Source organism: Spirillospora sp. NPDC048819 (assembly GCF_040650055.1).
Taxonomy (GTDB): Bacteria; Actinomycetota; Actinomycetes; order Streptosporangiales; family Streptosporangiaceae; genus Spirillospora.
Window position 1 is genome coordinate 1 of record NZ_JBEZGN010000068.1, and the last position, 24,088, is coordinate 24,088.

A 24,088-nucleotide genomic window follows, 5' to 3' on the forward strand; every position below is an offset into this window, starting at 1 on the left:
CAGGCCAACAACCCCGGATCACTCCTGCACTGGACCCGCAAAATGATCGAGATCCGGCAACGCCACCCCGTCTTCGGCGTCGGCTCCTACGTCGAGCTGTCCGCCTCCAACCCCTCCGTCCTCGCCTTCACCCGCGAGATCGGCAACGGCGACGCCAACCAGTGGGGCGGCATGGACACGATCCTCTGCGTGAACAACCTGTCCCGGTTCCCCCAGCCCGTGGAACTGGACCTGCGGCGTTTCCGCGACTCCACCCCGATCGAATGCATGGGCGGCGTCCAGTTCCCCGCCATCGGCGACCTGCCCTACCTGCTGACGCTGCCCGGGCACGGCTTCTACTGGTTCCTGCTGCCGCCGCCCGAGGAACGCGACCGGGGAGAAGGAGTGATGTGACCGTGCCGCCGCCCGACCAATCCCTCGTCCGGCTCTTGGCCGGCTGGCTGCCACGCCAGCGGTGGTTCGGCGGCAAGGACGGTCCCATCGACGAGGTGTCCATCGGCACCGCCACCGAACTGCTCGCCGGCGACCCCGCCCTGCACCACCTCGTCCTCGACGTCGCGCAGAACGGCGTCACCGACCACTACCAGCTGCTCCTCGGCGTCCGCCGCGACCTGCCCGAGCGGCTGCGCTCCAGCGTGATCGGCCGGCCGGCCGGGGAGCCGGGGATCACCGGCTACGTCTACGACGCCGCGTACGATCCGGAGCTCACCCGCCCGCTGCTGACCTACATGGCCGGCGAGACGCTGGTCGGCCCGCTGCAGTTCCGCCGGGCGCCCGGCACCGGGATCCGTACGGACCTGGAGGGCATCCCCATCGGGGCCGAGCAGAGCAACACCTCGCTGGTCTTCGGCGACGCCTACATCTGCAAGCTGTTCCGCCGACTCTCCCCCGGCGTCAGCCCGGATCTGGAGGTCAACCTGGCGCTGTCCCGCGAGGGCTGCGAGCACATCGCCGCCGTGCACGGGTGGATCGAGCTGCAGCAGGGCGCCGGCGGCATCGGGAGCGCCGCCGGGAAGGAGCCCGTCACGCTGGCGCTGCTCTCGGAGTTCCTGCGCACCGCGACCGACGGGTGGCAGCTCGCCGTCACCAGCGTCCGCGACTGGTTCGGCCAGCCCACCCCGCCCGGCCCCGCCGGGACGCCGGGCGCGTTCACGGCCGGCGACGCCGCGGCCGCCGGCGGCGACTTCGCCGCGGAGGCCGAGCGGCTCGGCGCGGCCACCGCGCAGGTGCACCGCGACCTCGCCGCCGCGTTCGGCGTGACGCAGGCGCCCGCCACGACGCTGCGCGAGTCGGTCTTCGCGATGAACGAGCAGCTCGACGAGGTCAGCGCCGCCGTCCCGGAGATCCGCCCGCACACCCACGCGATCCGCGCGGTGTTCGACGAGGTCGCCGCGGAGGCGCGGGCGCTGCCCGTCCAGCGCGTCCACGGCGACTACCACCTCGGCCAGGTCCTGCGCACCGACACCGGCTGGGTGCTGCTGGACTTCGAGGGCGAACCGGCCCGCACGCCCGCCGAGCGCCGTGCGCCGGCGCATCCGCTGCGGGACGTCGCCGGGATGCTGCGCTCCTTCGAGTACGCGGCCCGGTTCCTGCTCGCGCGCGAGGACGACCTGCAGCCGGACACGGCCGAGGCGCTGGAGCTGCGCGCCCGGGCGTGGGCGGAGCGGAACCGGGAGGCGTTCTGCGCCGGCTACGCGGCGGCCGGCGGTCCCGATCCCGCCGCGCACGCGGCGCTGGTGCGGGCGTTCGAACTCGACAAGGCGGTCTACGAGATCCGCTACGAGGCGCGGAACCGCCCGGCGTGGCTGCCCGTCCCCCTGCGCTCCCTGGCACAGCTCGCGGGCTGACCGGGCACCGGGGCGGGCGCTCACAGGTCGATGGAGTAGTCGAGGACGACGCGGTCGGCGGGCAGCACGATGTCGCGGCAGACCTCCATCACAACGGCGCCCGACAGCAGCCGGCGAGTGATGGCGAGGACCGGCACACCGCCGGTCATGCGGAGGGCCTCGGCCTCCTCCGGGGTCGGCATGCGCGAGCGGACGGCCTCCTCGACGCGGGTCGGCGGGTGGCCGAGATAGGCCAGTTGCGCGAGCGTCCCGCCGGGCCACGGCTCGCGCGCCGGGTCCGACACGGGGGTGTCGCCGACGAGGTCCCACGGCAGGTAGTTGACGGAGATCTGCTGCGGCTCGCCGCGGGCGTAGAAGACGAACCGGCGGCGCAGCAGCTCGGTGCCCGCCGGCAGCTCGAACAGCGCGCCGAGCTCGTCATCGGCCCGCACCCGGGTGAACTCCTTGTCGAGCCGGTACTCCTCCCAGGTGATCTTCTGGTCCCGGGTGAAGGTGGTCTCGGGGACCGCCATGGGCCGCGTCACCGCGCGGTAGCGGTCCATCGCGACCCTGCGAGCAGGGGGAACGAGCCGGACGAGAGTACCGCCGCCGCGGCGTGTCTCGACCAGCCCCTCGCCGCGCAGCAGCGCGATGGCCTGCCGCACGACGATCTCCGAGACGCCATGGGCCTCGCACAACTCCGCGATGGTCGGCAGCCGGGTCCCGGGCGGGAGGCTGCCGTCCCGGATGCCCGCTCGCAGCGTGTCGGCGATGCGCAGGTAGGCGGGACGGTCCGGCACCGGCGTCACCTCCTCTTCCTCCGGACGCGCCGTCCGGCCGTTCGGCCCGGTGTTTCCGTTCGACTCGGCGTTCGACGCGGTGTTCGATCCTGCCTCGCCCTCCCTGTCATCCATACCTTCCCCGCGCTATCCGCGGGGGCATGGTCCGCTTACGGACAGCTTGACACCTCTCAAGCCGAGTACGACTTTTGTATACAGAAGAGCGGCCTCGGGGAAAGGACGACCTTGATGGGCGACTTCGATGATCTGAAGGCGGCCATCGAGGGGGAGTTTCCGGGTTGGCAGGTGTGGCGGAGCGACGCAGGACGCTGGTATGCGACCCGCAGCGGCGATCTCAGCGACTCCCAGCTCCAGGCCGGATACGCGCGGACGGTGGCCGCCGACGACTCCGCGGGGCTCCGCCGGCTGCTCCTCGACCAGACGCGCGAGGAGCGCGGAGACCGGTGACAGGACACCGTTGGGGAACGGCGCGGCCCGGTCCGCGAGCGGGGGCGGACCGGGCCGGGACGTTCCGGTACGGCAGGTACCTGTGGCGCTCAGGTGACACAGGAGTGGAGCCCAGGGTGGCGGGGTCGATGTCACCGCTGGGGCCAGGTAGACGTGGCCGCACGGACGGCACAATCGGCGCGACCCCTCGACAAAGAGTCGTGCCGCCCGTGCGGTCGCAACACCGGGCACGCGGAACAGGCAGAACATGCGGAAACCCGCATAGCCGCCGCCGCGCGTCCGGAAACTTCCAAGCTCCCGGAAACAGGTGCGTCCCCGACGTGAGACCGGCCCGTCTCGGGGCACCTCTACTGAGGTGATGGCACTGGGACGGGAGGCCGTGAGGTCATGGCACGGGTGACGCGCGCGGAGATCGACCGGCTCGTCGGAGGCGACCACCACGATCCGCACGGCGTCCTCGGGGCGCATCCCGGCCGCGACGGAGTGACGATCCGGGCGCTGCGGCCGCTCGCCGGGCGCGTCGACGTCGTCCTGCCGAACGGCGACCGGCACCCGCTCCGCCACTTCCACGAGGGCCTGTTCACCGGCACCCTCCCGGACGGCTCGTCCCTGGCGGGCGACGACACGGACGCGGACGGCAACTCCAGGGCGCCCCTCGCAGTCCCCGACTACCGGCTCGCCGTCACCTACGGGGACGGCATCGAGACGCTCCAGGACGACCCGTACCGGCACCTGCCCACGCTCGGCGAACTCGACCTCCACCTGATCAGCGAGGGACGGCACGAGGAGCTGTGGCAGGCCCTCGGCGCCCGGGTCCGCAGCTACGCCTCCGCGTTCGGCACCGTCCACGGGACCGCCTTCGCGGTGTGGGCGCCGACGGCGCGCGGCGTCCGCGTGGTCGGCGACTTCAACCACTGGGACGGCCGCGCCTACCCGATGCGGTCGCTCGGCTCCACGGGCGTCTGGGAACTGTTCGTCCCCGGCATCGGCGACGGCATGTGCTACAAGTACGAGATCCTCGGCGCGGACGGCGTGTGGCGCTCCAAGGCCGACCCGATGGCGCAGTGCACCGAGCGTCCCCCCGCGACGGCGTCCCGCGTCTTCACGTCGTCCTACGAGTGGGGCGACGGCCAGTGGATGGACGGCCGCAAGGAACACGACTGGTTGCACGAGCCCATGAGCGCGTACGAGGTCCATCTCGGGTCGTGGCGCCCTGGGCTCGGCTACAAGGAACTGGCCGACGAACTGACCGACTACGTCCGCGACATGGGTTTCACGCACGTGGAGCTGCTCCCGGTCGCCGAGCACCCGTACGGCCCCTCCTGGGGCTACCAGGTGACGTCGTACTACGCGCCGACCGCACGGTTCGGAAGCCCGGACGACTTCCGGTACCTGGTCGACCGGCTCCACCAGGCCGGCATCGGCGTCCTCATGGACTGGGTGCCCGCCCACTTCCCCAAGGACGAATGGGCGCTGGCCCGGTTCGACGGCACCGCCCTGTACGAACACGACGACCCGGCGCGCGGCGAGCACCCCGACTGGGGGACGCTCGTGTTCAACTTCGGGCGCGCCGAAGTGCGCAACTTCCTGGTGGCCAACGCGTCGTACTGGCTTGAGGAGTTCCACATCGACGGCCTGCGCGTGGACGCCGTCGCCTCGATGCTGTACCTGGACTACTCGCGCAACGAGGGCGAGTGGACGCCCAACGTCTACGGCGGCCGCGAGAACCTGGAGGCCATCTCGTTCCTCCAGGAGATGAACGCGACGGTCTACAAGCGCAACCCGGGCGTCGTGACGATCGCCGAGGAGTCGACGGCGTGGCCGGGCGTGTCCCGGCCCACCCATCTCGGCGGCCTCGGCTTCGGGTTCAAGTGGAACATGGGCTGGATGCACGACACGCTGGAGTACCTGCGCCACGAGCCCGTGTTCCGGCACTACCACCACAACGAGATCACGTTCTCGCTGGTGTACGCGTTCTCGGAGAACTACGTCCTGCCGCTGTCGCACGACGAGGTCGTCCACGGCAAGGGGTCGCTGCTGAGCAAGATGCCGGGGGACGCCTGGCAGCAGTTCGCCGGGCTGCGCGCCCTGCTCGCCTACATGTGGTCGCATCCCGGCAAGCAACTCCTGTTCATGGGGCAGGAGTTCGGCCAGGGCGCCGAATGGGCGGAGGAACGCCCGCTCGACTGGTGGCTGCTGGAGAACGCGGCCGAGGGCGCCCACCATGTCGGCCTGCAGAAGCTCGTCCGCGAACTGAACCGCGCCTACAAGGCCGAGCCCGCGCTGTGGACGCGCGACAACGACCACGACGGGTTCCGCTGGATCGATGGCAACGACGCGGGCGGCAACACCTTGTCCTACCTGCGTTACGGCACGGCGCGGGCGGGCGAGCAGCCGGTTCTCGCGTGCGTCGTCAACTTCGCCGGTAACCCGCACGAGAACTACCGGCTGGGCCTGCCCCGCGAAGGCCCTTGGCGCGAACTCGTCAACACCGACGCCTACGAGTACGGCGGCAGCGGCGTCGGGAACCTCGGCCGCGTCGAGGCGACCGCCGAGCCCTGCCACGGGCTCCCGGCGTCCGCGGTGCTGCGCGTCCCGCCGCTGGGCGCGGTCTGGCTCGTGCCTGAACGACCCGTGCCTGAACGACCCGGCCCAGAACGACCCGTGCCTGAATAGTCTGGCGGGATGGAAGCGCAGCGCCTGCACGTCGTCCCCGGCCAGTTCATCGTCGACCACCTCCCGCACGCGACGTTCCCCGAGGACGACGACTGGATCGCGCTGATACGCGCCCCCGAGGGACTCACCGTGATCCGGGACGCGTCACCGTTCACCGAGACGGAACGCTGGGTCGGCTTCTACGGCGACGCCGGTCATGGGTTGGACGTACCGGGGATGCTGGCCGCGATCGTCAGCCCGCTCGCCGGCGCCGGGATCTCCGTCTTCGCGGCGTCCACCTACCACGCCGACCTCGTCCTCGTCCCGGAGCACCGCCTGAAGGAGGCGACCGCGGCGCTGCGCGACGCGGGCCACCGCGTCGAGAACTAGAGGCGTTCGAGGAGCCAGCGCGGGCCGATGACGGCGGCGCCCGCCGCCTCGCAGCGGGCCCGCAGTTCCCGGTCGGCGGTCACCACCAGGTGGGCCGTGTCCGGCCCCGTCCCGCGGACCAGATCGACGATCTCGTCGTCGCCGCTGCCGGGCGCCGCCACGACCCGTACCCCGTTCGCCGGCTCGTCCGCGACGCTTCTCGCCGCCCCCTCCACGACCAGGACGACCTCGGGGAAGCAGCGGTCGAACCGGACGAGCCCGCCGGGCACGCCGCTCACCCCGGCGCCCAGGGCCTTCAGGTCGTCGCGGAGCCGCGCGTTCGCTCCCGCGCGGTCCTTCCACCAGCCGTCGGCGCGCGAACCGACGACGTTCGCCGCGTCCACGACGAGGACGACGCCCTTCATCGCGTCCCGCAGCCGCGGCCAGGACCGCGCGAACGGCTCGAACAGGTTGCGGTCGGTGACCTCCTCGGCGCGCACCCATTCCGCACGGCGCGTCTCCCGCGACGCGGGCCGGACGCGCGGAAGCGCCGACAGCGAACCCATCACGGACGTGAACGACCAGCCGCCGTGGTCCTCCACGCTCGTGCCGTGCACGTTCACGATCCCGGTGTCGAGCGTGCACTCCTCGGACGTCTCCCGCAGCGCGCCCGTCACGGCGTCCTCGTGGCTGTGCAGCGCACCGCCGAACATGCCCCACGTCCCGCCGCCGATCCCCCACCACGCGCGCTGCTGCAGCAGCACCCACACCTGGCCGTCGGGGTCGCGGTGGTAGGCGAGCAGGCCCGCCGCACCGAACCGCCCCCAGTGCGTGTGCCCGAGCCCGCAGCCCGCCCAGCCGTCGCCGTCTCCCATGCGTCCGACGATATCCGCTCGCCCATCCCAAGTACGGTTGTCGAGTCGTCGGACGACACCCGCCGACCATCCCCCGAGGAGCCCGCCGATGCCCGCGCACCCGCTGGACCGCGACGATCCGCGCACGGCCGGCCGCTACCGGCTGACCGGACGCCTCGGCGAGGGCGGCCAGGGCGTCGTCTACCTCGGGGAGGGACCGTCCGGAGAACGCGTCGCCGTCAAGATGCTCAAGACCACCGACGCCGCGGCCCGCGGCCGTTTCGCGCGCGAGATGCAGGCCGCGCGGCGGGTCGCCCCGTTCTGCACGGCCGCCGTCCTCGACTCGTCGGCGGACGGTGAGACGCCCTACGTCGTCAGCGAGTTCATCGACGGGCCGTCCCTGCAGCAGCGCGTCCAGGAGAGCGGGCCGCTGCGCGGCGGCGACCTGGAGCGGCTGGCCGTCAACACCGCGAGCGCGCTGGCGGCGATCCACGGGGCGGGGATCGTCCACCGGGATCTCAAGCCCGCCAACGTGCTGCTCGGACCGGACGGACCGCGCGTCGTCGACTTCGGCATCGCCCGCGCCGTCGACGCCGAGACCCACACCCAGCTCGTCGGCACCCCCGCCTACTTCGCCCCCGAATGGCTGGAGGGGCATCCGCCGACGGACAGGTCGGACGTCTTCGCGTGGGCGGGCACCATCGTGTACGCGGCCACCGGCCACCCGCCCTTCGGGCCGGCGGCGAGCATCCCGGCCACCATGCACCGCATCGCCAACGGCGAGCCCGATCTCGGCGGGGTACCGCCCACGCTGCTCCCCCTGCTCACCGAGTGCCTCGCCAAGGACCCGGCCAGGCGCCCGGCCGCCCGCGACCTGATGGTCCGGCTCGTCGACCCGTCCGCCGCGGCCGGGCCCGGGGCCGGTGCGCAGCCGCCTCCCCCGCCGCCCCCGGCCACCCCGGGGCCCCCTCCCGCCTACGGGCCCACGGTGCCCGGCGCCCCCGGTCCTGGACCCGGCCGGCGTCGCGGGCGCGTCATCGCGGGCGTGGTCGGCGCCGCCGCCACCCTGGCCGTCGTCGCCATCGCCGCGGCGGCGTTCATCCTCGCGAACGCCGGGGACGACGGCTCCCCCAACGCCGGCCGTTCAACGGGCACCGCCGGCACCAAGACATCACCCCCGCAGACGACGGAACCCTCCCAGACGACACAGGCGCCTCCGGGTGGCGCCGCTAAGGTGCCCGCCGACTTCGCGGGCACCTGGACGGGCACGGTCACCCAGACGGGCGGGCTCACCGTGGGCGACACCAGTACGAGGGTGACGATCATCCTGAAGGCGGGCGCCGCGGACGGCACGTCCGAGTACCCCGACTGGGGCTGCCACGACACGCTGACCGTCACGAGCGCGTCCGCCACCGCCCTGGAGTTCCAGGAGACCCCGAAGAACAGCCAAGGAACCGAGGGCTTCTGTGTCGGCGGCACCCTGACGCTCAAGAAGGTGACGGACGGCCTGGAGTACACGTCCCCGGGCATCGGCACCACGCGGGGCGTACTCCGCCGATCCGGCTGACGGGTGGCCGGGCCCGGGTCCGTGATGAACGGCACAGCCCCGGACGCCCGTAACCGAATACCATTCGATGGTCGGCATGATCAAGGAGTGCGAGTGAGCGTCGAGGCGAGCCCGGAGGCCCTGCAGGAGGCCGCCGATCTGTGGAACACGCTGTCCGGCGTGGAGTTCATCCGGGCGATGCGGGACAAGAGGCTCCCGGAGATCTCCGACATCAGCGACTACATCGGGCAGGTGGTCACGGCCGCCGACCCGGGCCGGGTGGAGATCTCCTGGACGCCCGGGGAGAAGCTGTGCAACCCGGGAGGCATCGTCCACGGCGGCTACATCGCGATGATCCTCGACAACGCCGTCTGCCTCGCCGCGAGCAGCACGTGCGACCGTTTCCTGCCGATGCTCACGCTGAACCTCAACATCGACTACCTGCGCGGCGTCCGGTCCGGGGAGAGCTACACGGTGACCGGGACGTGCGTGCACCCCGGCAGCGCCCGCATGGTCGCCAACGCGGTGATCGACGACGCGCGCGGGCGTCCGCTGGCGCAGGCGTCGGCGAGCGTCCTCCCCAACAAGGCGTTCACGCGCTGACGGACGGCCCGGCTCCGGTGTCGTCCCTGCGGGAACACCCGGATCCGAGCGCATAGGCTGGGCCCATGGTGGATCCCGGCACAGTCGTCAACATCATCAAACAAGCCCGCGACCGGCGGACGGCTCCGCTGATCCTCGAACTGGACCTGACCGAGGGCATCGTGGAGACGGCGCCGTCCGATCCCCTCTCGGCGATCCTGTCCATGCGCCGGACGAGCCTGCGGGACGTCCTGGACGGGCTGCGCCGCGCCCGCTCCGACAGCCGGGTGCGCGCCCTGGTCGTGAAGGTGAGCGGCGGCATCGGGCTGGCGCTCGTCCAGGAGCTGCGCGAGGCCGTGCAGGGCCTGCGGGACGCGGGCAAGCTCACCGTCGCGTGGGCCGAGACCTACGGGGAGAGCGGCCGCGGCACCGTCCCGTACTACCTGGCCACCGGTTTCGACAAGGTCTACCTGCAGCCCACCGGCGAGGTCGGCCTGGTCGGCATGGCGCTCGAAGAGCCGTTCTTCGCGGGCGCCCTGGAGAAGGCGGGCGTGGAGCCCAGGTTCGCCAAGCGCCACGAGTACAAGACCATGGCGAACACGTTCATGGAGAAGACCTACACGCCCGAGCACGAGGAGTCGTCGCAGCGCCTCGTCGCCTCGCTCGGCGAGCAGATCACCGCCGCCGTCGCCGCCGCCCGCGGCCTCCCCGAGGACAAGGTGCGGGAGCTGACCGACCGCGGCCCCTTCCTCGCCGGCGAGGCGCTGGAGGAGAACCTCGTCGACCACCTCGGCTACCGCGACGAGGTCTACGCCGACCTGCGCAAGGAGTTCGGCGAGGACGCCCAGCTCCGCTACGTCGCCCGCTACAACCGCGCGCACGGCCTCGCGAGCATGCTCCCGCAGCCCGGCAGGCAGGACGCCGTCGCGCTGATCAACGGGCACGGCCCGATCCGGCTCGGGCGCAGCGGCCGCAGCGGCCCGCTTCCGGGCTCCGGTCACGCGATGGGCTCGGACACGATCGGCGCGGCGTTCCGCGCCGCCGTGAAGGACGACAACGTCAAGGCGATCGTCTTCCGGGTCAACAGCCCCGGCGGCTCCGCCGTCGCGTCCGACGCGATCTGGCGGGAGGTGGTGCTGGCCGGCCGCGCCGGCAAGCCCGTGATCGTGTCGATGGGCAACGTCGCCGCGTCCGGCGGCTACTACGTCGCGATGGCCGCGGACACGATCGTCGCGCAGCCCGGCACCCTCACCGGCTCGATCGGCGTCGTCACCGGCAAGGCCGTGGTGAACGGCCTCCTGGACCGCATCGGCATCACCTTCGGCAGCGTCGCGAACGGCGACCACGCCCGCATGTCGAGCGCCACGAAGGACTTCAGCGAATCCGAGTGGGAACGCGTCAACGCCTCCCTCGACAAGATCTACGACGATTTCACGTCACGGGTCGCGGAGGGCCGCGGCCTGTCGCGCGAACGCGTCCACGAACTGGCCCGCGGCCGCGTCTGGACGGGCGCCGACGCCAAGGAGCACGGTCTCGTCGACGAGCTGGGCGGCATCGACCGGGCCCTCGACGTGGCTCGCAAGAAGGCCGGCCTCTCCGCCGACGCCCCGGTCCGCGTCTATCCGCACACCTCTCCGCTGGAGCGGCTGCGCCCGCCGGAGTCCAGCGAGGACCGCGCCGCCGCCTCGGCCCGCTTCGACGCCTGGGGTTCGCTCGGCGGCCTCGCCGCCCGCCTGGGCCTGCCCGCCGCCGGCCCGCTGACCCTCCCCGGCGCCTGGGAGATCCGCTGACCACGTCCGCGGACTTCGTCGAGGCCGTCGCGGGCTTCGCCACGGGCGTCGTCGTCCTGACCGTCCGCGACGGCCGCGACGACCTCGGCACGACGGTGACGTCGTTCATGTCGGTGTCCCTGGACCCGCCGATGGTGGTGGCGAGCGTGGCGACGTCGTCCTACCTGGCGGAGGTCCTGAACCGGCAGGACCGCTGGGCCGCGACGGTCCTGTCCGCGGGCCAGCGCGCCCTGGCCGGCCGCTTCGCCGCCGAAGGCCGCCCCGGCGCCCGCATCCTCCTGGCGAGCGAACCGCACCACCGAGGCCACCTCTCGGACGCCCTCATCCCGGAGAGCGGGCAATCCGCTTTGGAATGCGAAACCCGCCAGACGGTCGAAGCGGGTGACCATACCCTCTTCATCGCCGGTGTCCTCTCGACGGACTACATAACCCGCGACAAAAAACCACTAATAAGAGTCAACCGCCGTTATCTGGAGGACAGGTCAAGTGCCGGACGACGATGATGGCGACATGACGATGAGCGAACAGGAACTACAGGAGCGCACCCTCCTGTCAATGGAGGAATACCTCGCGCTCGACGAGGAGGTCGAGCGTGAGTCCGAGGTGGTCGAAGGGCACCTCGTCGCCCGCGAACCACGCGAGCGTCCACATCAGAAGACCGCGTTCCGCCTCGCCAACGGCTTCGAGGTGGCGGTGCTCAAGTACAGGTCCGCCCACGCCGGCAGCAGGGGCGCGCCGTGTTACGAGATCAACACCGAAGTGCCGGTCCGGCTGTGGGATGTTCCACTGACCATCCGCAAGCCCGATGCGATAGTGCACCGCTGTCGCGAGCAGTTCGAGACACTCGAAGCCGCGGACGCGGTGATCGTCACCGAGGTGGTCTCACGCTGGTCGCAGTCACGAGACCGCATCCACAAAATGGGCGAATACGCAAAAGCTCTTATTCCGCACTATCTGATCGTGCAGTTCGATGAACTCGGCGCGACGATCGTTGAGCATTATGCCCTTATGGGCACGGATACGTCTTATTTCAAGATCGGAATAACCCATCGAGACCGGGACATCTGGGCGCTCAATCTGACCACGCCGTTCGAGATCCAGGTCGGGTGGCCGGACCTCGCGATTGCACTGCCCGCCTGACCGTCACACCCGGCGGCCGGCCTTCCAGACGGTGGCCGTTTGGGGGACGCCGGGGCGGTAGGCGAGGTGGATGTGGGACGGGGCGTCCAGGACGTGGAGGTCGGCGCGGGCGCCGGGGGTCAGGTGGCCGACGTCGGTGCGGCGCAGGGCGCGGGCGCCGCCCGCCGTGGCGGACCAGACGGCCTCGGCGGGGGTCATGCGCATGTCGCGGACGGCGACGGCGATGCAGAAGGCCATGCTCGAGCTGTAGCAGGAGCCCGGGTTGCAGTCGGTGGCGAGGGCCACGGCGGCGCCCGCGTCCAGGAGGCGGCGGGCGTCGGGGTAGGGCTGGCGGGTGGAGAACTCGACGCCCGGCAGGAGGGTCGCGACCGTCTGGGAGGACGCCAGGGCGTCCACGTCGGCGTCGCTGAGGAACGTGCAGTGGTCGGCGGACGCGGCGTCCAGCTCGACGGCCAGTTGCACGGCGGGGCCTTGGGTGAGCTGGTTCGCGTGCAGGCGGGGGCTCAGGCCCGCCTTGATCCCGGCTTGGAGGACCTCGCGGGCCTGGTCGGCGTCGAAGGCGCCTTGTTCGCAGAAGACGTCCACCCAGCGGGCATGGGGCGCGCAGGCCGCGAGCATGTCGGTCGCGGCGAGGTGCGTGTAGGCGGCGGCGGCGCCGCCGTATTCGGGCGGGACGATGTGGGCGCCCAGGTAGGTGACCTCGTCGGCGAGTTCGGCGGCGATGCGGACGGCCCGTTCCTCCTGGTCGACGGTAAGGCCGTAGCCCGACTTGCATTCGACGGTCGTGGTGCCCTGCCGCGCCATCTCGGTGATCAGGCGGCGGACGTTCGCGCGGAGGTCGTCGTCGGACGCGGCGCGAGTGCGTTCGACGGTCGTGCGGATGCCGCCCGCGGCGTACTTGCGGCCGCTCATCCGGGCGGCGAACTCCTCGGCGCGTTCACCGGCGAAGACGAGGTGGGCGTGGGAGTCGACGAATCCGGGCAGGACGGCCCGGCCGGCGGCGTCGAAGGACGCGTCGGCGGCGGGGGCGTCCGCGGACGGGCCCGTCCACGCGACCCTGCCGTCCTCGATCACCAGGGCGGCGTCGCGGACGATGCCCAGGCCGCCGAGGGCGGGGTCGTTGGTGACCAGTTCCCCGATGTTCGCGATGAGGGTGCTTCCGGTGCTCACCCGGGCAGGATCTCACGCCGCGACCCGCAGCCAGGCGTCGGCGGACGCGGCGCCGCGGATCAGGCGCAGCCGCCAGCAGCCCGGTTCGTCCAGCTTGTAGCCCACGCCCCACTCGTCGCCGGGACGGCGGTAGGTGCTGCCGCCGTGTTCCTCCGGACCCCAGAGGACGGGATGGTCGCGCCCGCCGGGCCCGGTCGTCGTGGCCCGCAGGGGTCCCGATCCGGTCACCCGCCAGACGATCTTGAGTTCCCGGCTGGCGCGCAGCGGCGGATACCCGCCCGGCGCCATGATCAACCCCGACGCGCGGATGCCGTGCCCGGTGGCGCGGACCTCCGCGATCCCGTCGTAGGGGGCGACCGGCGACTCCGGACGGCATCCCGGGGCGCCGTCGGGCCCCCGGGGGGCGGCGGCCGCGGCGCCGGTGCCCGATGGGCTCGCGGACGGCGCGGCGTCGTCCTGCCCGGCGGCGGAGCATCCGGCGGCGGCCAGGACGACGGCACAGGCCGCCGCATGCGCGAGTGACCGGGCGTGCGGCCGGGCGCCGGTCATTCGCCGTCGGGGGCCGTGACGGCGGCGATGGTCTCGGCCAGGGCGGCGGGGACGTCGTCGATCAGCAGGTGGCGGCCGTCGCGGACGATCTGGCGGCCGGAGACGACCACGTGCCGGACGTCGGCGGCGGTCGCGGCGAACACGGCGGCTTCGGCGACGTGGCCGGGGGACGCGCCCGCGGTGCGCACCGAGTCGAGGGCGACGGTGACGAGGTCGGCGTACGCGCCGGGCTCCAGCCGTCCCGCCTCCGGCCAGCCGAGCCCGTAGTGGCCGTTGGACGTGGCGGCGGCGAGGAGTTCCCCGGCCGTCCAGTGGCCCCGGACGCGGGTGCGGAGCCGCTCGTCCAGCTCGACCGCGCGGGCCTCCTCGAACAGGTCGATGACGGCGTGCTGGTCGGAGCCGAGGAAGATCGGCGAGCCGGCGTCCGCGAGGTCGCGGGCGCGGCCGATCCCGTCGGCGAGGTCGCGTTCGGTCGTCGGGCACATGCACACGCCGGTCATGGTCGTCCCGAGCAGGCCGATGTCCTCGCCGGTGAGGTGCGTCGCGTGGACGGCCGTGGTCAGCGCGCCCAGCGCCCCCGACTCGGCCAGGAGGCGGGTGGGCGTCATGCCGTAGGCGTCCAGGCACGCCTCGTTCTCGGCGGGCTGCTCCGACAGGTGGACGTGCAGGGGCGCGCGGTGCTCCTTCGCCCAGGACGCGACGGCCCGCAGCTGCTCGCGGGGCACGGCGCGGACGGAGTGGATCGCGGCCCCGACGCGGGCGTGCAGCCGTCCCGCCTTGTCGGTCTCCTCGTACAGGCTCTCGACGCGGCGCGCCCAGTTGCCCGCGGTTCCGTCGCCGAAGCGGAGCTGCGGGCCCTTGAGGGGGCTGCCGATGCCGCCGGTGAGGTAGCAGGCGTCCAGGAGGGTGATCCGGATGCCCGCGTCGGACGCGGCGGCGATCAGTGCCTCGCCCATCGCGTTCGGCTCGTCGTAGGGGGCGCCGCCGGGGCCGTGGTGGAGGTAGTGGAACTCGCCGACGCAGCTGATCCCGGCGAGTGCCATCTCGGCGTACACGGCGGTGGCGAGGGCGCGGTAGGAGGCCGGGTCGAGGCGGTCGGCGACCTTGTACATCTGGTCCCGCCACGTCCAGAACGTCCCGGAGTGGGCCTGGACGCGGGAGCGGAGGGCCCGGTGGAAGGCGTGGGAGTGCGCGTCGGCGAGGCCCGGCAGGGTCAGGCCGGGCAGGCGCCGTGCGTCGTGCGGGGCGGGGACGCCGGCGGCGACGCGGGTGATCCGCTCGCCGTCGGCCTCGATGAGCACGTCGGACGCCACACCGTCCCCGAGCCAGGCGAACTGGGCATGCCACTGCATATCCGGAGTCCTACCCGCACGCCAGGTCGTCCAGTACCGCGGCCAGGGCCTCGACTCCGGCCAGGCAGTCGGCCGGTTCCGCGAACTCCTCGGGGGCGTGCGACACCCCGGTCGGGTTGCGGACGAACAGCATCGCCGTCGGCAGCCGGGCCGACAGGATGCCCGCGTCGTGCCCCGCGCCGGTCGGCAGGACGGGGACGCCGCCGAGGGCCTCGCCGATGCGGTCGCGCAGGGCCAGGTTGAAGTCGACGATCTCGGTGTAGGGCTCCTCGGCGAGGTCGACGCTCACCCGATGCGGGCGCGCGGCGACCCGTGCGGCCTCGTCGATCTCCGCGACGGTCCGCCGGACCGCGTCGTCCGCCGGTCCGCGGGCGTCCAGCCAGGCCGTGACGGACGAGGCGATCGCGTTCACCCCGCCCGGCACGACCTTGACCTTCCCGACGGTCGCGACGGTCCCGTTCCGTTCGGCGGCCTCCCGCGCGGCGAGCACCATGCCCGCGAACGGCAGCATCGGGTCGCGCCGGTCGCGCAGCCCCGTCGTCCCCGCGTGGTTGCCCTCGCCGCCGAAGTCGAACCGCCACCGGCCGTGCGGGACGATCGCGGACGCCACCCCGACCGGTTCCCGGAGCGCGCGGCCCTGCTCGACGTGGAGTTCGACGTAGCAGCCGATCCGCCCGAGGAGGCCGTCGTCCGGGCCGATCGCGTCGGGGTCGAACCCGGCGTTGTGCACGACCTCGGCGAACGTGCGGCCGTCGGCGTCGCTCAGGGCGCGGGCCCGCGCCGGGTCGATCGCCCCGGACAGCAGCCGCGACCCGAGGCACGCCACCCCGAACCGCGCCCCCTCCTCCTCGGCGAACGCCCCGATCCCGATCGGCCGCCTCGGCTCGCGGCCCCGCTCGCGGAGCAGGTCGACGGCCGCGAACGCCGACACGACGCCGAGCGGCCCGTCGAACGCCCCGCCGCCGGGCACCGAATCCAGGTGGCTCCCGGTCAGGACGGCGTCGCCGCGCGACCCGTCCCCGGGCCGCCACCAGGCGAACATGTTGCCGTTGGGGTCGTGCTCGACGTCCAGGTCGCGGCGGCGCGCCTCGTCCAGGAACCAGGCGCGGCATTCAAGTTCCGGCGGCGTCCACGCGAACCGGTGGTAGCCGCCAGTCGCCTCGTCCCGCCCGATGGGCAGCAGCGCCGCCCACATCTCCTCGAAACTCATACCCTCTCCCTGTGCGGGGCGAGCCCCACGCCGCCCGGTCCGCTCCGCTATCCGTGCATCGGGATGCGGACGCCCCGCTCGTCGGCGACCTCGGCGGCGCGTTCGTACCCCGCGTCGACGTGCCGCATCACGCCGGTGCCCGGGTCGTTGGTCAATACGCGCTGGAGCTTCTCGGCGGCGAGGGCCGTCCCGTCCGCGACGCAGACCTGGCCCGCGTGGATGGAGCGTCCGATGCCGACACCGCCGCCATGGTGGATGGACACCCACGTCGCGCCGGACGAGGTGTTGAGCATCGCGTTCAGCAGCGGCCAGTCGGCGATCGCGTCCGAACCGTCCGCCATGCCCTCGGTCTCCCGGTACGGGCTGGCGACGGACCCGCAGTCCAGATGGTCGCGGCCGAGGACGATCGGCGCGCTGATCTCACCGCGCGCCACCAGGTCGTTGAACACCTCGCCCGCCTTGTCGCGCTCGCCGTAGCCGAGCCAGCAGATCCGCGACGGCAGACCCTGGAAGCGGACCTTCTCCCCCGCCATCCTGATCCACCTGTTCAGCGGCTCGTTGTCGGGGAACAGGTCGAGGATCGCCCGGTCGGTGCGGGCGATGTCCTTCGGGTCGCCGGAGAGCGCCGCCCACCGGAACGGGCCCTTGCCCTCGCAGAACAGCGGGCGGATGTAGGCGGGCACGAACCCGGGGAACGCGAACGCCCGCGCGTAGCCGGCGAGCTGCGCCTCACCCCGGATCGAGTTGCCGTAGTCGAACACCTCGGCGCCCGCGTCCTGGAAACCGACCATCGCCTCGACATGCGCGGCCATCGACGCACGGGCCTTGTCGATGAACGCGGCCGGGTCCTTGTCGCGTTCGGCGGCCATGTCCGCGAACGCGACGCCGCGCGGCAGGTAGGCGAGCGGGTCGTGCGCGCTGGTCTGGTCTGTGACGATGTCGATCGGGGCGCCGCGGCTCAGCAGTTCGGGGACGACGTCGGCGGCGTTCCCGAGCACCGCGATCGACAGCGGGCGCCGCGCGGCCTTCGCCTCCTCGGCGAGCCGCAGCGCCTCGTCCAGCGACCCGGCCCGGACGTCGCAGTACCGGTGCTCGACGCGACGCTCGATCCGGGACGGGTCGCACTCGACGCAGATCGCGACGCCGCCGTTCATCGTGACGGCGAGGGGCTGCGCGCCGCCCATCCCGCCGAGCCCGGCCGTCAGCGTGATCGTCCCGTTGAGGGTGCCGCCGAAGCGCTTGTCCGCGACGGCGGCGAACGTCTCGTAGGTGCCCTGCAGGATGCCCTGGGTGCCGATGTAGATCCACGACCCGGCGGTCATCTGCCCGAACATCGTCAGGCCGAGCGACTCCAGCCGGCGGAACTCCTCCCACGTCCCCCACTGCGGCACCAGGTTCGAGTTCGCGATCAGCACCCGGGGCGCCCACTCGTGCGTCCGGAAGATCCCCACCGGTTTGCCGGACTGGACGAGCAGCGTCTCGTCCCCCTCCAGGCCGGACAGCGACCGGATGATGCCGTCGAAGGCGTCCCAGTTCCGGGCCGCCTTCCCCGAGCCGCCGTAGACGACCAGCTCGTCGGGGTGTTCGGCGACCTCCGGGTCGAGGTTGTTCTGGATCATGCGCAGGGCGGCCTCCTGCGGCCAGCCCTTGGCGGCGGTCAGCGAAGTGCCGCGCGGCGCGCGGACGGGACGGGGACCTGACATCTGTGAGCTCCTTCAGGAGAGGGGGCCGGTGACGGCCTCGGCGGCGGCGACCAGCGAACCGTCCCGGACCATCGCGGTCGCGGCGGCGATCTCGGGCGCGAGGTAGCGGTCCGGGCCGGGCGGCGGGACGGCCTCCCGCAGCTTCGCGACGACGGCGGCGCTCGCCGGCCCGGGACGCAGCGGGGTGCGCAGGTCCAGCGCCCGCGCGGCGGTGAGGACCTCGATGGCGACCACCTGCGCGAGCCCGTCGACGGCCCTGCGCAGCTTGCGGGCCGCGCTCCAGCCCATCGACACGTGGTCTTCCTGCATGGCCGAACTGGGGATCGAGTCGGCGCTCGCCGGGGCCGCCAGCCGCTTCAGCTCCGACACGATCCCGGCCTGCGTGTACTGGGCGATCATGTGGCCGGAGTCGACGCCCGGGTCGTCGGCGAGGAAGGCGGGCAGCCCGGACGAGCGTCCCTTGTCGAGCATCCGGTCGGTGCGCCGCTCCGACATCGACGCGACATCGGCCGCCGGGACCGCCAGGAAGTCCAGCACGTACGCGATGGGGGCCCCGTGGAAGTTGCCGTTGGACTCCACCCGCCCGTCCGGCAGGACCACCGGGTTGTCGATCGCGGACGCCAGTTCCCGGCCCGCGACCAGCTCGGCGTGTTCGAGCGTGTCCCTGGCCGCGCCGTTCACCTGCGGGGCGCAGCGCAGCGAGTACGCGTCCTGGACCCGGGTGCAGTCGGGCCCGCGATGCGACTCCATGATCTCCGAGTCGCCCAGCAGCGCCCGCATGTTGGCGGCGGACGCGGCCTGCCCGGGGTGCGGCCGCAGGCTCTGCAGGTCGGCGGCGAAGACCCGGTCGGTGCCCAGCAGCGCCTCGACGCTCATCGCGGCGGCGAGATCCGCCACCGTGAGGAGCCTCCGCAGATCGCCGATGGCCAGGACGAGCATGCCGAGCATCCCGTCCGTCCCGTTCAGGAGGGCGAGCCCCTCCTTGGCGCCGAGCGTGACGGGCGCGATCCCGGCCGCGGCGAGCGCCTCCGCCGCCGGCTTCAGCTCCCCTGCCGCGTCCCGGACGGACCCTTCGCCGATCAGGGCCAGCGCGACATGGGCGAGCGGCGCGAGATCCCCGGAACACCCGAGGCTCCCGTACTCGAAGACCTGCGGCGTGATGCCCGCGTTCAGCAGCTCCGCGAGCGTCCGCGCCGTCACGGGCTGGACGCCCGTCCGCCCTGTGGCGAGCGTGCGCAGCCTCAGCAGCATCAGCGCCCGGACGACCTCCCGCTCGACCTCCGGCCCCGACCCCGCCGCATGCGACCGCACGATGTTGAGCTGCAACTGCGCCCGCAACTCGGGAGCGATGTGCCGCGTGGCGAGCGCCCCGAACCCAGTCGAAACCCCGTAGACAGGCGTACTCCGGGCGGACAGCTCCTCGATATGGGCCCGCGCCTCCCCGATCAGCTTCAACGCCTCACCCGTCAGCGCAACCTGGGCGCCGTCCCGCGCAACGGCGACGACCTGCGTGAACGCCAACGCTTCCGGCCCGACTTCAACCATAGGAACACCCATACCCACCATTGGACCCGCTCGCCGGCGTCGGCCCCACCCCCGAACTCGCTCCCGTGTCTCAGATACGAGACAATGCGCCCATGTCCCAGGTCCCCGCCGCCCGCCGGGCGCTGGCGGTGCTGCGTCTCCTGGCGGCCGCTCCCGGCCCGCTCCCGGCGTCCTCCATCGCCCGCGCCCTGCAACTCCCCCGCTCCAGCACGTACCACCTGCTCACCGCTATGTCGGAAGACGGCTTCGTCACCTACATCCCGGAAGAACGCCGCTGGGGCCTGGGCGTGGCGGCCTTCGAAATCGGCTCCGCCTACCTGCGCCACGAACCCCTCGAACGCCTGGCCCGTCCCCTTCTCCGCCGCTTGGTGGACCAGGTGGGCGAAATAGCCCAGCTGGGCGTCCTGCACGGCGCCGAGACCCTCTACCTCCTCAAAGAACAGCCACCCCGGCACGCCACCCTCGTCACCGACGTCGGCGTCCGCATGCCCGCCCACCTCACCGCCAGCGGCCTTTCCCTCCTCGCACACTTGCCTCCCGCTCAGGTCCGCGCACTGTTCCCCGGCCGCTTCGTGAACCGCACGGGCAAGGGCCCCGCGTCCCTGCGCGAACTGCGCCGCACCCTCTCGGGCGACGCCCGCCGGGGCTGGTCCATGGAGGACGGCCACATCACCGAGGGCTTCGCCAGCATCGCCGCCTGCGCCTTCGACCACACCGGCCACCCCACCGCCGCGATCACGGTGACATTCCGCCGCGAGGACCACCCTCCGCCAACCTGGCCGACGCTGATCGCTCCCGTCCAGAGAACGGCCGGAAAACTGACAGTCCGGCTGACCGGCCGCCCTCCGGCGCCCTGAGCACATCCCATCGCGCTACCGGGTCAGGCTCGCCTCGCCCCAGGCCGCGTGGCCGGCGTTGCTGCAGATTCCCATGTCACCCTTGACGAACGACATGCGCAACTCGAGCTCTTGCTTGCTGGAGACATCGAAGTCGACCGTTTCCGACTTGAACTTGGACGTCTTCCACTCGGGACCCACCTGCTGATTGTCCACGAAGAACTTGTAATAGACCTCCGTGTCCGGCTGCGAGTCACCGGTGACGCCGACTACGGCGTGAAAGGCACGCCATTCGCGATTCAACGCGTACGTGACACTCGCCCGCTCGTTGCAGCCGCCGACATCGAGCCTCAGAGAATTCGTATAGACGTTTCCATTGAGAGTCACGGAGTCTTCGGTGGGGTCGCTGTCCGGCGACGTCGGTTCCATCTCGGACAGATATTTCGTCTCAGCCGACGGCGTCGACGGGGCACCCACCGGCGCCGCCGGCCCACTGGCCGTTGCAGTCGGCCCCGCCGTCTCTCCGCCCTCCGGGCCGTCCTTCAGCAGGGGGAGCCCACCCTGAATGACAGCGGCCGCAATTACCCCTGCCGCGCCGATCAGCGCGGCGACGACCCCGACTTCCTTCCACATCGAACGTGGCTTCGACCGGCCGTCCTGATCATTGTCCGCCATCTGCCCCCGCCCCTCGCCCATGGCCACCGCTCCGGCCGATCTTGGAGGTGAAAACGGCCCGCGCGACCATATGAACGGGAGGCTACTGATACTCCTCATTTCACAGCAACCAGAACGGACCGGATTCGACTTAATCCCGGGTTTCCCCGGGGTCGATGGTGGCGTCGTCCACATCCCACAAGGTGTGCCAGATGTCGCGCAGTATGCGACGTGCTCACGTGCCCGCCGAGGACGACACATCCCTTCGCGCGAACCCGTCCTTCGGCAAGGCGTCACCGCTTCTTCGCCGACTGTTCGAGGTGGAGCACGACCAGCCGCGACAGTACGCCGCCGCGCCGGCTCGTCCACATCGGCTGCGTGCTCTCCGTACTGACATGGGCGGCCGCGAGGTTACTCTGATCAACGGAGCGGGTCAGGCATACGTGAAGTGCGCGTGATGTCGGGCGGATGAGTTGCCGGTCCCGGCTCCGAAGGAGGGGGACGAGATGCGCGGACGCCTCCTGCGTCATCAGTGGTTCTGGGTGGTGGCCGCGGCCGGTGCCCTGGTCCTCGTCTCCGGGTTCGTGCTCGTCCGGCCGGCGCGGGGCGACGGGACGGTGCGGGTGATGACCTACAACGTGCGGGGCGTGAAGGACCCGCCGCCCAGGGACTGGCGGACCCGGTTGAAGATGGTCGGGCATCTCCTCGGCCGCCACGATCCGGACCTGCTGGGTGTTCAGGAGGCACGGTGGCATCAGGTGCGCGACCTGGCCAGGCTGCTGCCGGACCACCGCTGGGTCGGTCTGGGCAGCAAGGGCGGAACCCGGGACCAGTTCATGGCGATCTTCTACCGGGAGCAGCAATTCGAGGTTCTGGACTTCGGCCACTTCTGGCTGTCGGGCACCCCCGACGTCATCGGCTCCGTGAGCTGGGGGAACCGGTACGTGCGGATGGTGACGTGGGCGAAGTTCCGCGACCGGCGCACCGGTGCGGTGCTGTACCAAGCCAACACGCATCTGGACAACAAGTCGGCGGACTCCCGGGTCAGGAGCGCCAAGTTGATCCTCGACCGTGTCCACGGGTTCGAGGCGGGGGTTCCCGTAGTGCTCACCGGGGACTTCAACGCCGCCGCCGGGGCGTCGCCGGTGTACGGAATCCTTACCGGCCCCGGCGCGTTCCAGGACACGTGGACGACGGCCCAGAGGCGCGGCCCGCAGTACCGCACCATCGGACGATGGCAGCCGCCGAAACGGGGCGGTAAGCGAATCGACTGGATACTGGCGCGCGGGCAGGTCCAGACGACGTGGACCGAGATCGACCCGTACCGCGTTGGCGGGCTCTACGCGTCCGACCATTATCCCGTGATCGCCCACCTGAAGATCGGGTGAGTCACAATCCGTAACGCGCGAGGACGTCCCGCTTACGTCCCGCCATGAACTTCCGCGTCATCCGTCCGGTGGTGAGCCACTTGATGACGTCACCGTTCTTCTTGCTGGCCAGCATCTTGTCGACCAGATATGGCGCGACATCGTCGACGTGGTCGCACAGGATGTTGAGGATTTTCCGCTGCTCCTTCACCTGTTCCGGCGCGACGGCGGCCTCCCTGAGCCACCCTTCGGTGATGAGCATTCCGGGACTGACCTGCCCGACCCGCACATCGGTCCCGTCGATCTCCTTGACCAACGACCGCGTGAATGAGTCCAGCCCGCGCTTGGTCGCCGAGTACACCCCCATCCCCGGACGGATGTGTCCGTCGCTGCCGCCTCCGAGGATGTTGAATACCTGTCCACCCTTGCCTTGCATCCCACGCACGGCGACCTGGGAGCCGTAAACGGTCCCCAGCATGTTCGTGGTCACCATCCCCCGAACATCTTCGACAGACGTCTCCACAATGGGACGGGTCGTGTTCGCAACACCGGCATTGTTGATCCACAGATCGACCCCGCCGAGCGCGTCCACTGCGGCACTCCACAGCTTCTCGACCTGCGCGGCATCGGTGACGTCCACAACACACCCATGGACCGCGGCGTCCCCCGTGGCCTCCGCCTCCAGCCGCTCGACGGCCTCGTCCACCGACGCCTGGCTGCGCCCCGAGACGACCACACTGTGCCCCCGCCGCAGCAACTCGCGCGCAAGCGCGAACCCGATCCCTTTGGTGCTACCGGTAACGACTGACTTCCGCATGGCCACTCCGGAGTAAGCCGGGCCTTACACCCGGAACCGGCGTTGATCGTACGCTGCCCCACACGCCCCGAACACCCCACCCTCTCTGCCAGTCGATCCAGGTGGACGGCAAAGCACTGCGTGGCACCCGCCACCACACCGCCTCCGGCCGGTCCCGGCACCTGTTCGCCGCCTGCACCGGCTGGCACCGCAGCGTGGTGGCCCAGGTCGAGATCGACGGCAAGACCAGCGAACTGGCGGCGTTCGAACCGCTGCTGCGGCCCTTGGACCTGACCGGCGCCGTCGTCACCGCCGACGCACTGCACACCCAGCGCGACCACGCCGGCTTCCTGGTCACCGAGAAGAACGCCCACTTCATCCTCGTCGTCAAGAAGAACCAGCCGTCGCTGTACCACCGGCTCAAACGGCTGCCCTGGCGGCAGATCCCCACCGGGCACACCGAGGACCATCACGGGCACGGCCGCACCGAACGCCGCTCGATCAAGGTCACCGCAGTCGGGCAGGGCCTGCTGTTCCCGCACGCCGCCCAGGCCATCCAGATCACCCGCAAAACCCGGCCCCGCCACGGTGGACGCTGGACGACCGTCACCGTCTACGCGATCACCAGCCTGCACCCCCACCACGCCACACCCGGCGAACTCGCCACCTGGATCCGCCAGCACTGGCAGATCGAGGCCCTGCACCACATCCGCGATGTCACCTACCGCGAGGACGCCTCACAAGTGCGCACCGGCAGCGGGCCCGCGGTCATGGCGGCCCTGCGCAACCTGGCCATCGCGCTAGTCAACTACTCGGCCCTGAAGGACCGAGCTTGTCTGTTCGGTCCTTGTGGGCTCTGTTTACGCTCTCGACTGCCCGCTACGGCCGGACGGTCAC

The 24,088-nt window shown here is 71.7% G+C and carries 23 protein-coding genes; 13 read left to right on the forward strand and 10 right to left on the reverse strand.

The features are described 5' to 3' along the window. The coding region (locus AB0C35_RS44535; protein WP_358470226.1) for an alpha-glucosidase C-terminal domain-containing protein at positions 1-393 on the forward strand (393 nt) is incomplete at its 5' end. Next, a complete protein-coding gene (locus AB0C35_RS44540; RefSeq protein ID WP_358470229.1) occupies positions 390-1,847 on the forward strand; it encodes a phosphotransferase in 1,458 nt (485 codons plus the stop codon). The genes AB0C35_RS44535 and AB0C35_RS44540, both read left to right, overlap by 4 nt. A 20-nt stretch (positions 1,848-1,867) precedes the next feature. Here the strand turns inward: AB0C35_RS44540 and AB0C35_RS44545 are convergent, their stop codons facing one another. Then, on the reverse strand, positions 1,868-2,740 hold the full coding sequence (locus tag AB0C35_RS44545; RefSeq protein WP_358470232.1) for a GntR family transcriptional regulator: 873 nt from the start codon (positions 2,738-2,740) through the stop codon (positions 1,868-1,870). A 114-nt stretch (positions 2,741-2,854) separates the two neighbouring features. Here AB0C35_RS44545 and AB0C35_RS44550 point away from each other — a divergent pair, with 114 nt between their 5' ends. The 3 genes from AB0C35_RS44550 (at position 2,855) to AB0C35_RS44560 (ending at position 6,118) form a co-directional block, all read left to right on the forward strand. Next, the gene (locus AB0C35_RS44550; RefSeq protein WP_358470235.1) at positions 2,855-3,073 is read left to right on the forward strand and encodes a hypothetical protein; all 219 of its coding nucleotides are present in this window, start codon (positions 2,855-2,857) and stop codon (positions 3,071-3,073) included. A gap of 387 nt (positions 3,074-3,460) precedes the next feature. Then, positions 3,461-5,749 (forward strand): 1,4-alpha-glucan branching protein GlgB, encoded by a 2,289-nt coding sequence (gene glgB, locus AB0C35_RS44555; protein ID WP_358470238.1) that lies wholly within the window; start codon positions 3,461-3,463, stop codon positions 5,747-5,749. Positions 5,750-5,758: 9 nt separating this feature from the next. Beyond that, positions 5,759-6,118: an ACT domain-containing protein gene (locus AB0C35_RS44560; protein ID WP_358470241.1), complete on the forward strand. Its 360-nt coding sequence runs from the start codon at positions 5,759-5,761 to the stop codon at positions 6,116-6,118. Here AB0C35_RS44560 and AB0C35_RS44565 read toward each other — a convergent pair. Further along, entirely contained in the window at positions 6,115-6,972 is an 858-nt protein-coding gene (locus AB0C35_RS44565; protein WP_358470244.1) for an NUDIX domain-containing protein, read from the reverse strand. The two genes, AB0C35_RS44560 and AB0C35_RS44565, sit on opposite strands and share 4 nt — an antisense overlap. Positions 6,973-7,060: 88 nt before the next feature. Here AB0C35_RS44565 and AB0C35_RS44570 point away from each other — a divergent pair, with 88 nt between their 5' ends. From AB0C35_RS44570 to AB0C35_RS44590, 5 genes are all read left to right on the forward strand, one after another. After that, positions 7,061-8,518 (forward strand): serine/threonine-protein kinase, encoded by a 1,458-nt coding sequence (locus AB0C35_RS44570; RefSeq protein ID WP_358470250.1) that lies wholly within the window; start codon positions 7,061-7,063, stop codon positions 8,516-8,518. 93 nt (positions 8,519-8,611) lie between these two features. Then, positions 8,612-9,100, forward strand: coding sequence for a PaaI family thioesterase (locus AB0C35_RS44575; protein WP_358470253.1), 489 nt, complete (start codon positions 8,612-8,614; stop codon positions 9,098-9,100). A gap of 65 nt (positions 9,101-9,165) precedes the next feature. Then, the gene (sppA, locus tag AB0C35_RS44580; protein ID WP_358470256.1) at positions 9,166-10,869 is read left to right on the forward strand and encodes a signal peptide peptidase SppA; all 1,704 of its coding nucleotides are present in this window, start codon (positions 9,166-9,168) and stop codon (positions 10,867-10,869) included. Continuing rightward, positions 10,866-11,372, forward strand: a complete 507-nt coding sequence (locus tag AB0C35_RS44585) for a flavin reductase family protein (protein ID WP_358470295.1) — start codon at positions 10,866-10,868, stop codon at positions 11,370-11,372. Before sppA ends, AB0C35_RS44585 begins: the two co-directional genes overlap by 4 nt. Continuing rightward, complete coding sequence (locus tag AB0C35_RS44590) at positions 11,356-12,009, forward strand: Uma2 family endonuclease (protein WP_358470259.1); 654 nt, start codon at positions 11,356-11,358, stop codon at positions 12,007-12,009. Before AB0C35_RS44585 ends, AB0C35_RS44590 begins: the two co-directional genes overlap by 17 nt. Positions 12,010-12,012: 3 nt before the next feature. Here the strand turns inward: AB0C35_RS44590 and hutI are convergent, their stop codons facing one another. The 6 genes from hutI to hutH are packed head-to-tail and all read right to left on the reverse strand — an operon-like array spanning position 12,013 to position 19,550. After that, a complete protein-coding gene (gene hutI / locus AB0C35_RS44595; protein ID WP_358470262.1) occupies positions 12,013-13,179 on the reverse strand; it encodes an imidazolonepropionase in 1,167 nt (388 codons plus the stop codon). A gap of 12 nt (positions 13,180-13,191) precedes the next feature. Further along, positions 13,192-13,728, reverse strand: a complete 537-nt coding sequence (locus tag AB0C35_RS44600) for a hypothetical protein (protein WP_358470265.1) — start codon at positions 13,726-13,728, stop codon at positions 13,192-13,194. Then, positions 13,725-15,080: a formimidoylglutamate deiminase gene (locus AB0C35_RS44605; RefSeq protein ID WP_358470268.1), complete on the reverse strand. Its 1,356-nt coding sequence runs from the start codon at positions 15,078-15,080 to the stop codon at positions 13,725-13,727. Before AB0C35_RS44605 ends, AB0C35_RS44600 begins: the two co-directional genes overlap by 4 nt. Before the next feature lie 10 nt (positions 15,081-15,090). Next, positions 15,091-16,290, reverse strand: coding sequence for an allantoate amidohydrolase (locus AB0C35_RS44610; protein ID WP_358470271.1), 1,200 nt, complete (start codon positions 16,288-16,290; stop codon positions 15,091-15,093). A 47-nt stretch (positions 16,291-16,337) separates the two neighbouring features. Further along, entirely contained in the window at positions 16,338-17,993 is a 1,656-nt protein-coding gene (gene hutU / locus AB0C35_RS44615) for a urocanate hydratase (protein ID WP_358470274.1), read from the reverse strand. A gap of 12 nt (positions 17,994-18,005) precedes the next feature. Continuing rightward, positions 18,006-19,550: a histidine ammonia-lyase gene (gene hutH, locus AB0C35_RS44620; protein WP_358470277.1), complete on the reverse strand. Its 1,545-nt coding sequence runs from the start codon at positions 19,548-19,550 to the stop codon at positions 18,006-18,008. Positions 19,551-19,630: 80 nt separating this feature from the next. On the opposite strand from hutH, the gene AB0C35_RS44625 reads away from it, so the two are divergent. Beyond that, entirely contained in the window at positions 19,631-20,395 is a 765-nt protein-coding gene (locus tag AB0C35_RS44625; RefSeq protein WP_358470280.1) for an IclR family transcriptional regulator, read from the forward strand. Between the two features lie 15 nt (positions 20,396-20,410). Here AB0C35_RS44625 and AB0C35_RS44630 read toward each other — a convergent pair whose 3' ends face one another. Further along, a complete protein-coding gene (locus AB0C35_RS44630) occupies positions 20,411-21,070 on the reverse strand; it encodes an NPCBM/NEW2 domain-containing protein (RefSeq protein WP_358470283.1) in 660 nt (219 codons plus the stop codon). A 464-nt stretch (positions 21,071-21,534) separates the two neighbouring features. Between AB0C35_RS44630 and AB0C35_RS44635 the strand changes: the two genes are divergently transcribed. Further along, positions 21,535-22,416 (forward strand): endonuclease/exonuclease/phosphatase family protein, encoded by an 882-nt coding sequence (locus AB0C35_RS44635; protein ID WP_358470286.1) that lies wholly within the window; start codon positions 21,535-21,537, stop codon positions 22,414-22,416. A 1-nt stretch (position 22,417) separates the two neighbouring features. On the opposite strand, the gene AB0C35_RS44640 is transcribed toward AB0C35_RS44635, so the two are convergent. Then, on the reverse strand, positions 22,418-23,212 hold the full coding sequence (locus AB0C35_RS44640; RefSeq protein WP_358470289.1) for an SDR family oxidoreductase: 795 nt from the start codon (positions 23,210-23,212) through the stop codon (positions 22,418-22,420). A gap of 101 nt (positions 23,213-23,313) precedes the next feature. Between AB0C35_RS44640 and AB0C35_RS44645 the strand changes: the two genes are divergently transcribed. Next, positions 23,314-24,088: ISAs1 family transposase (locus tag AB0C35_RS44645; RefSeq protein ID WP_358470292.1), on the forward strand; the 775-nt coding region annotated here is incomplete at its 3' end.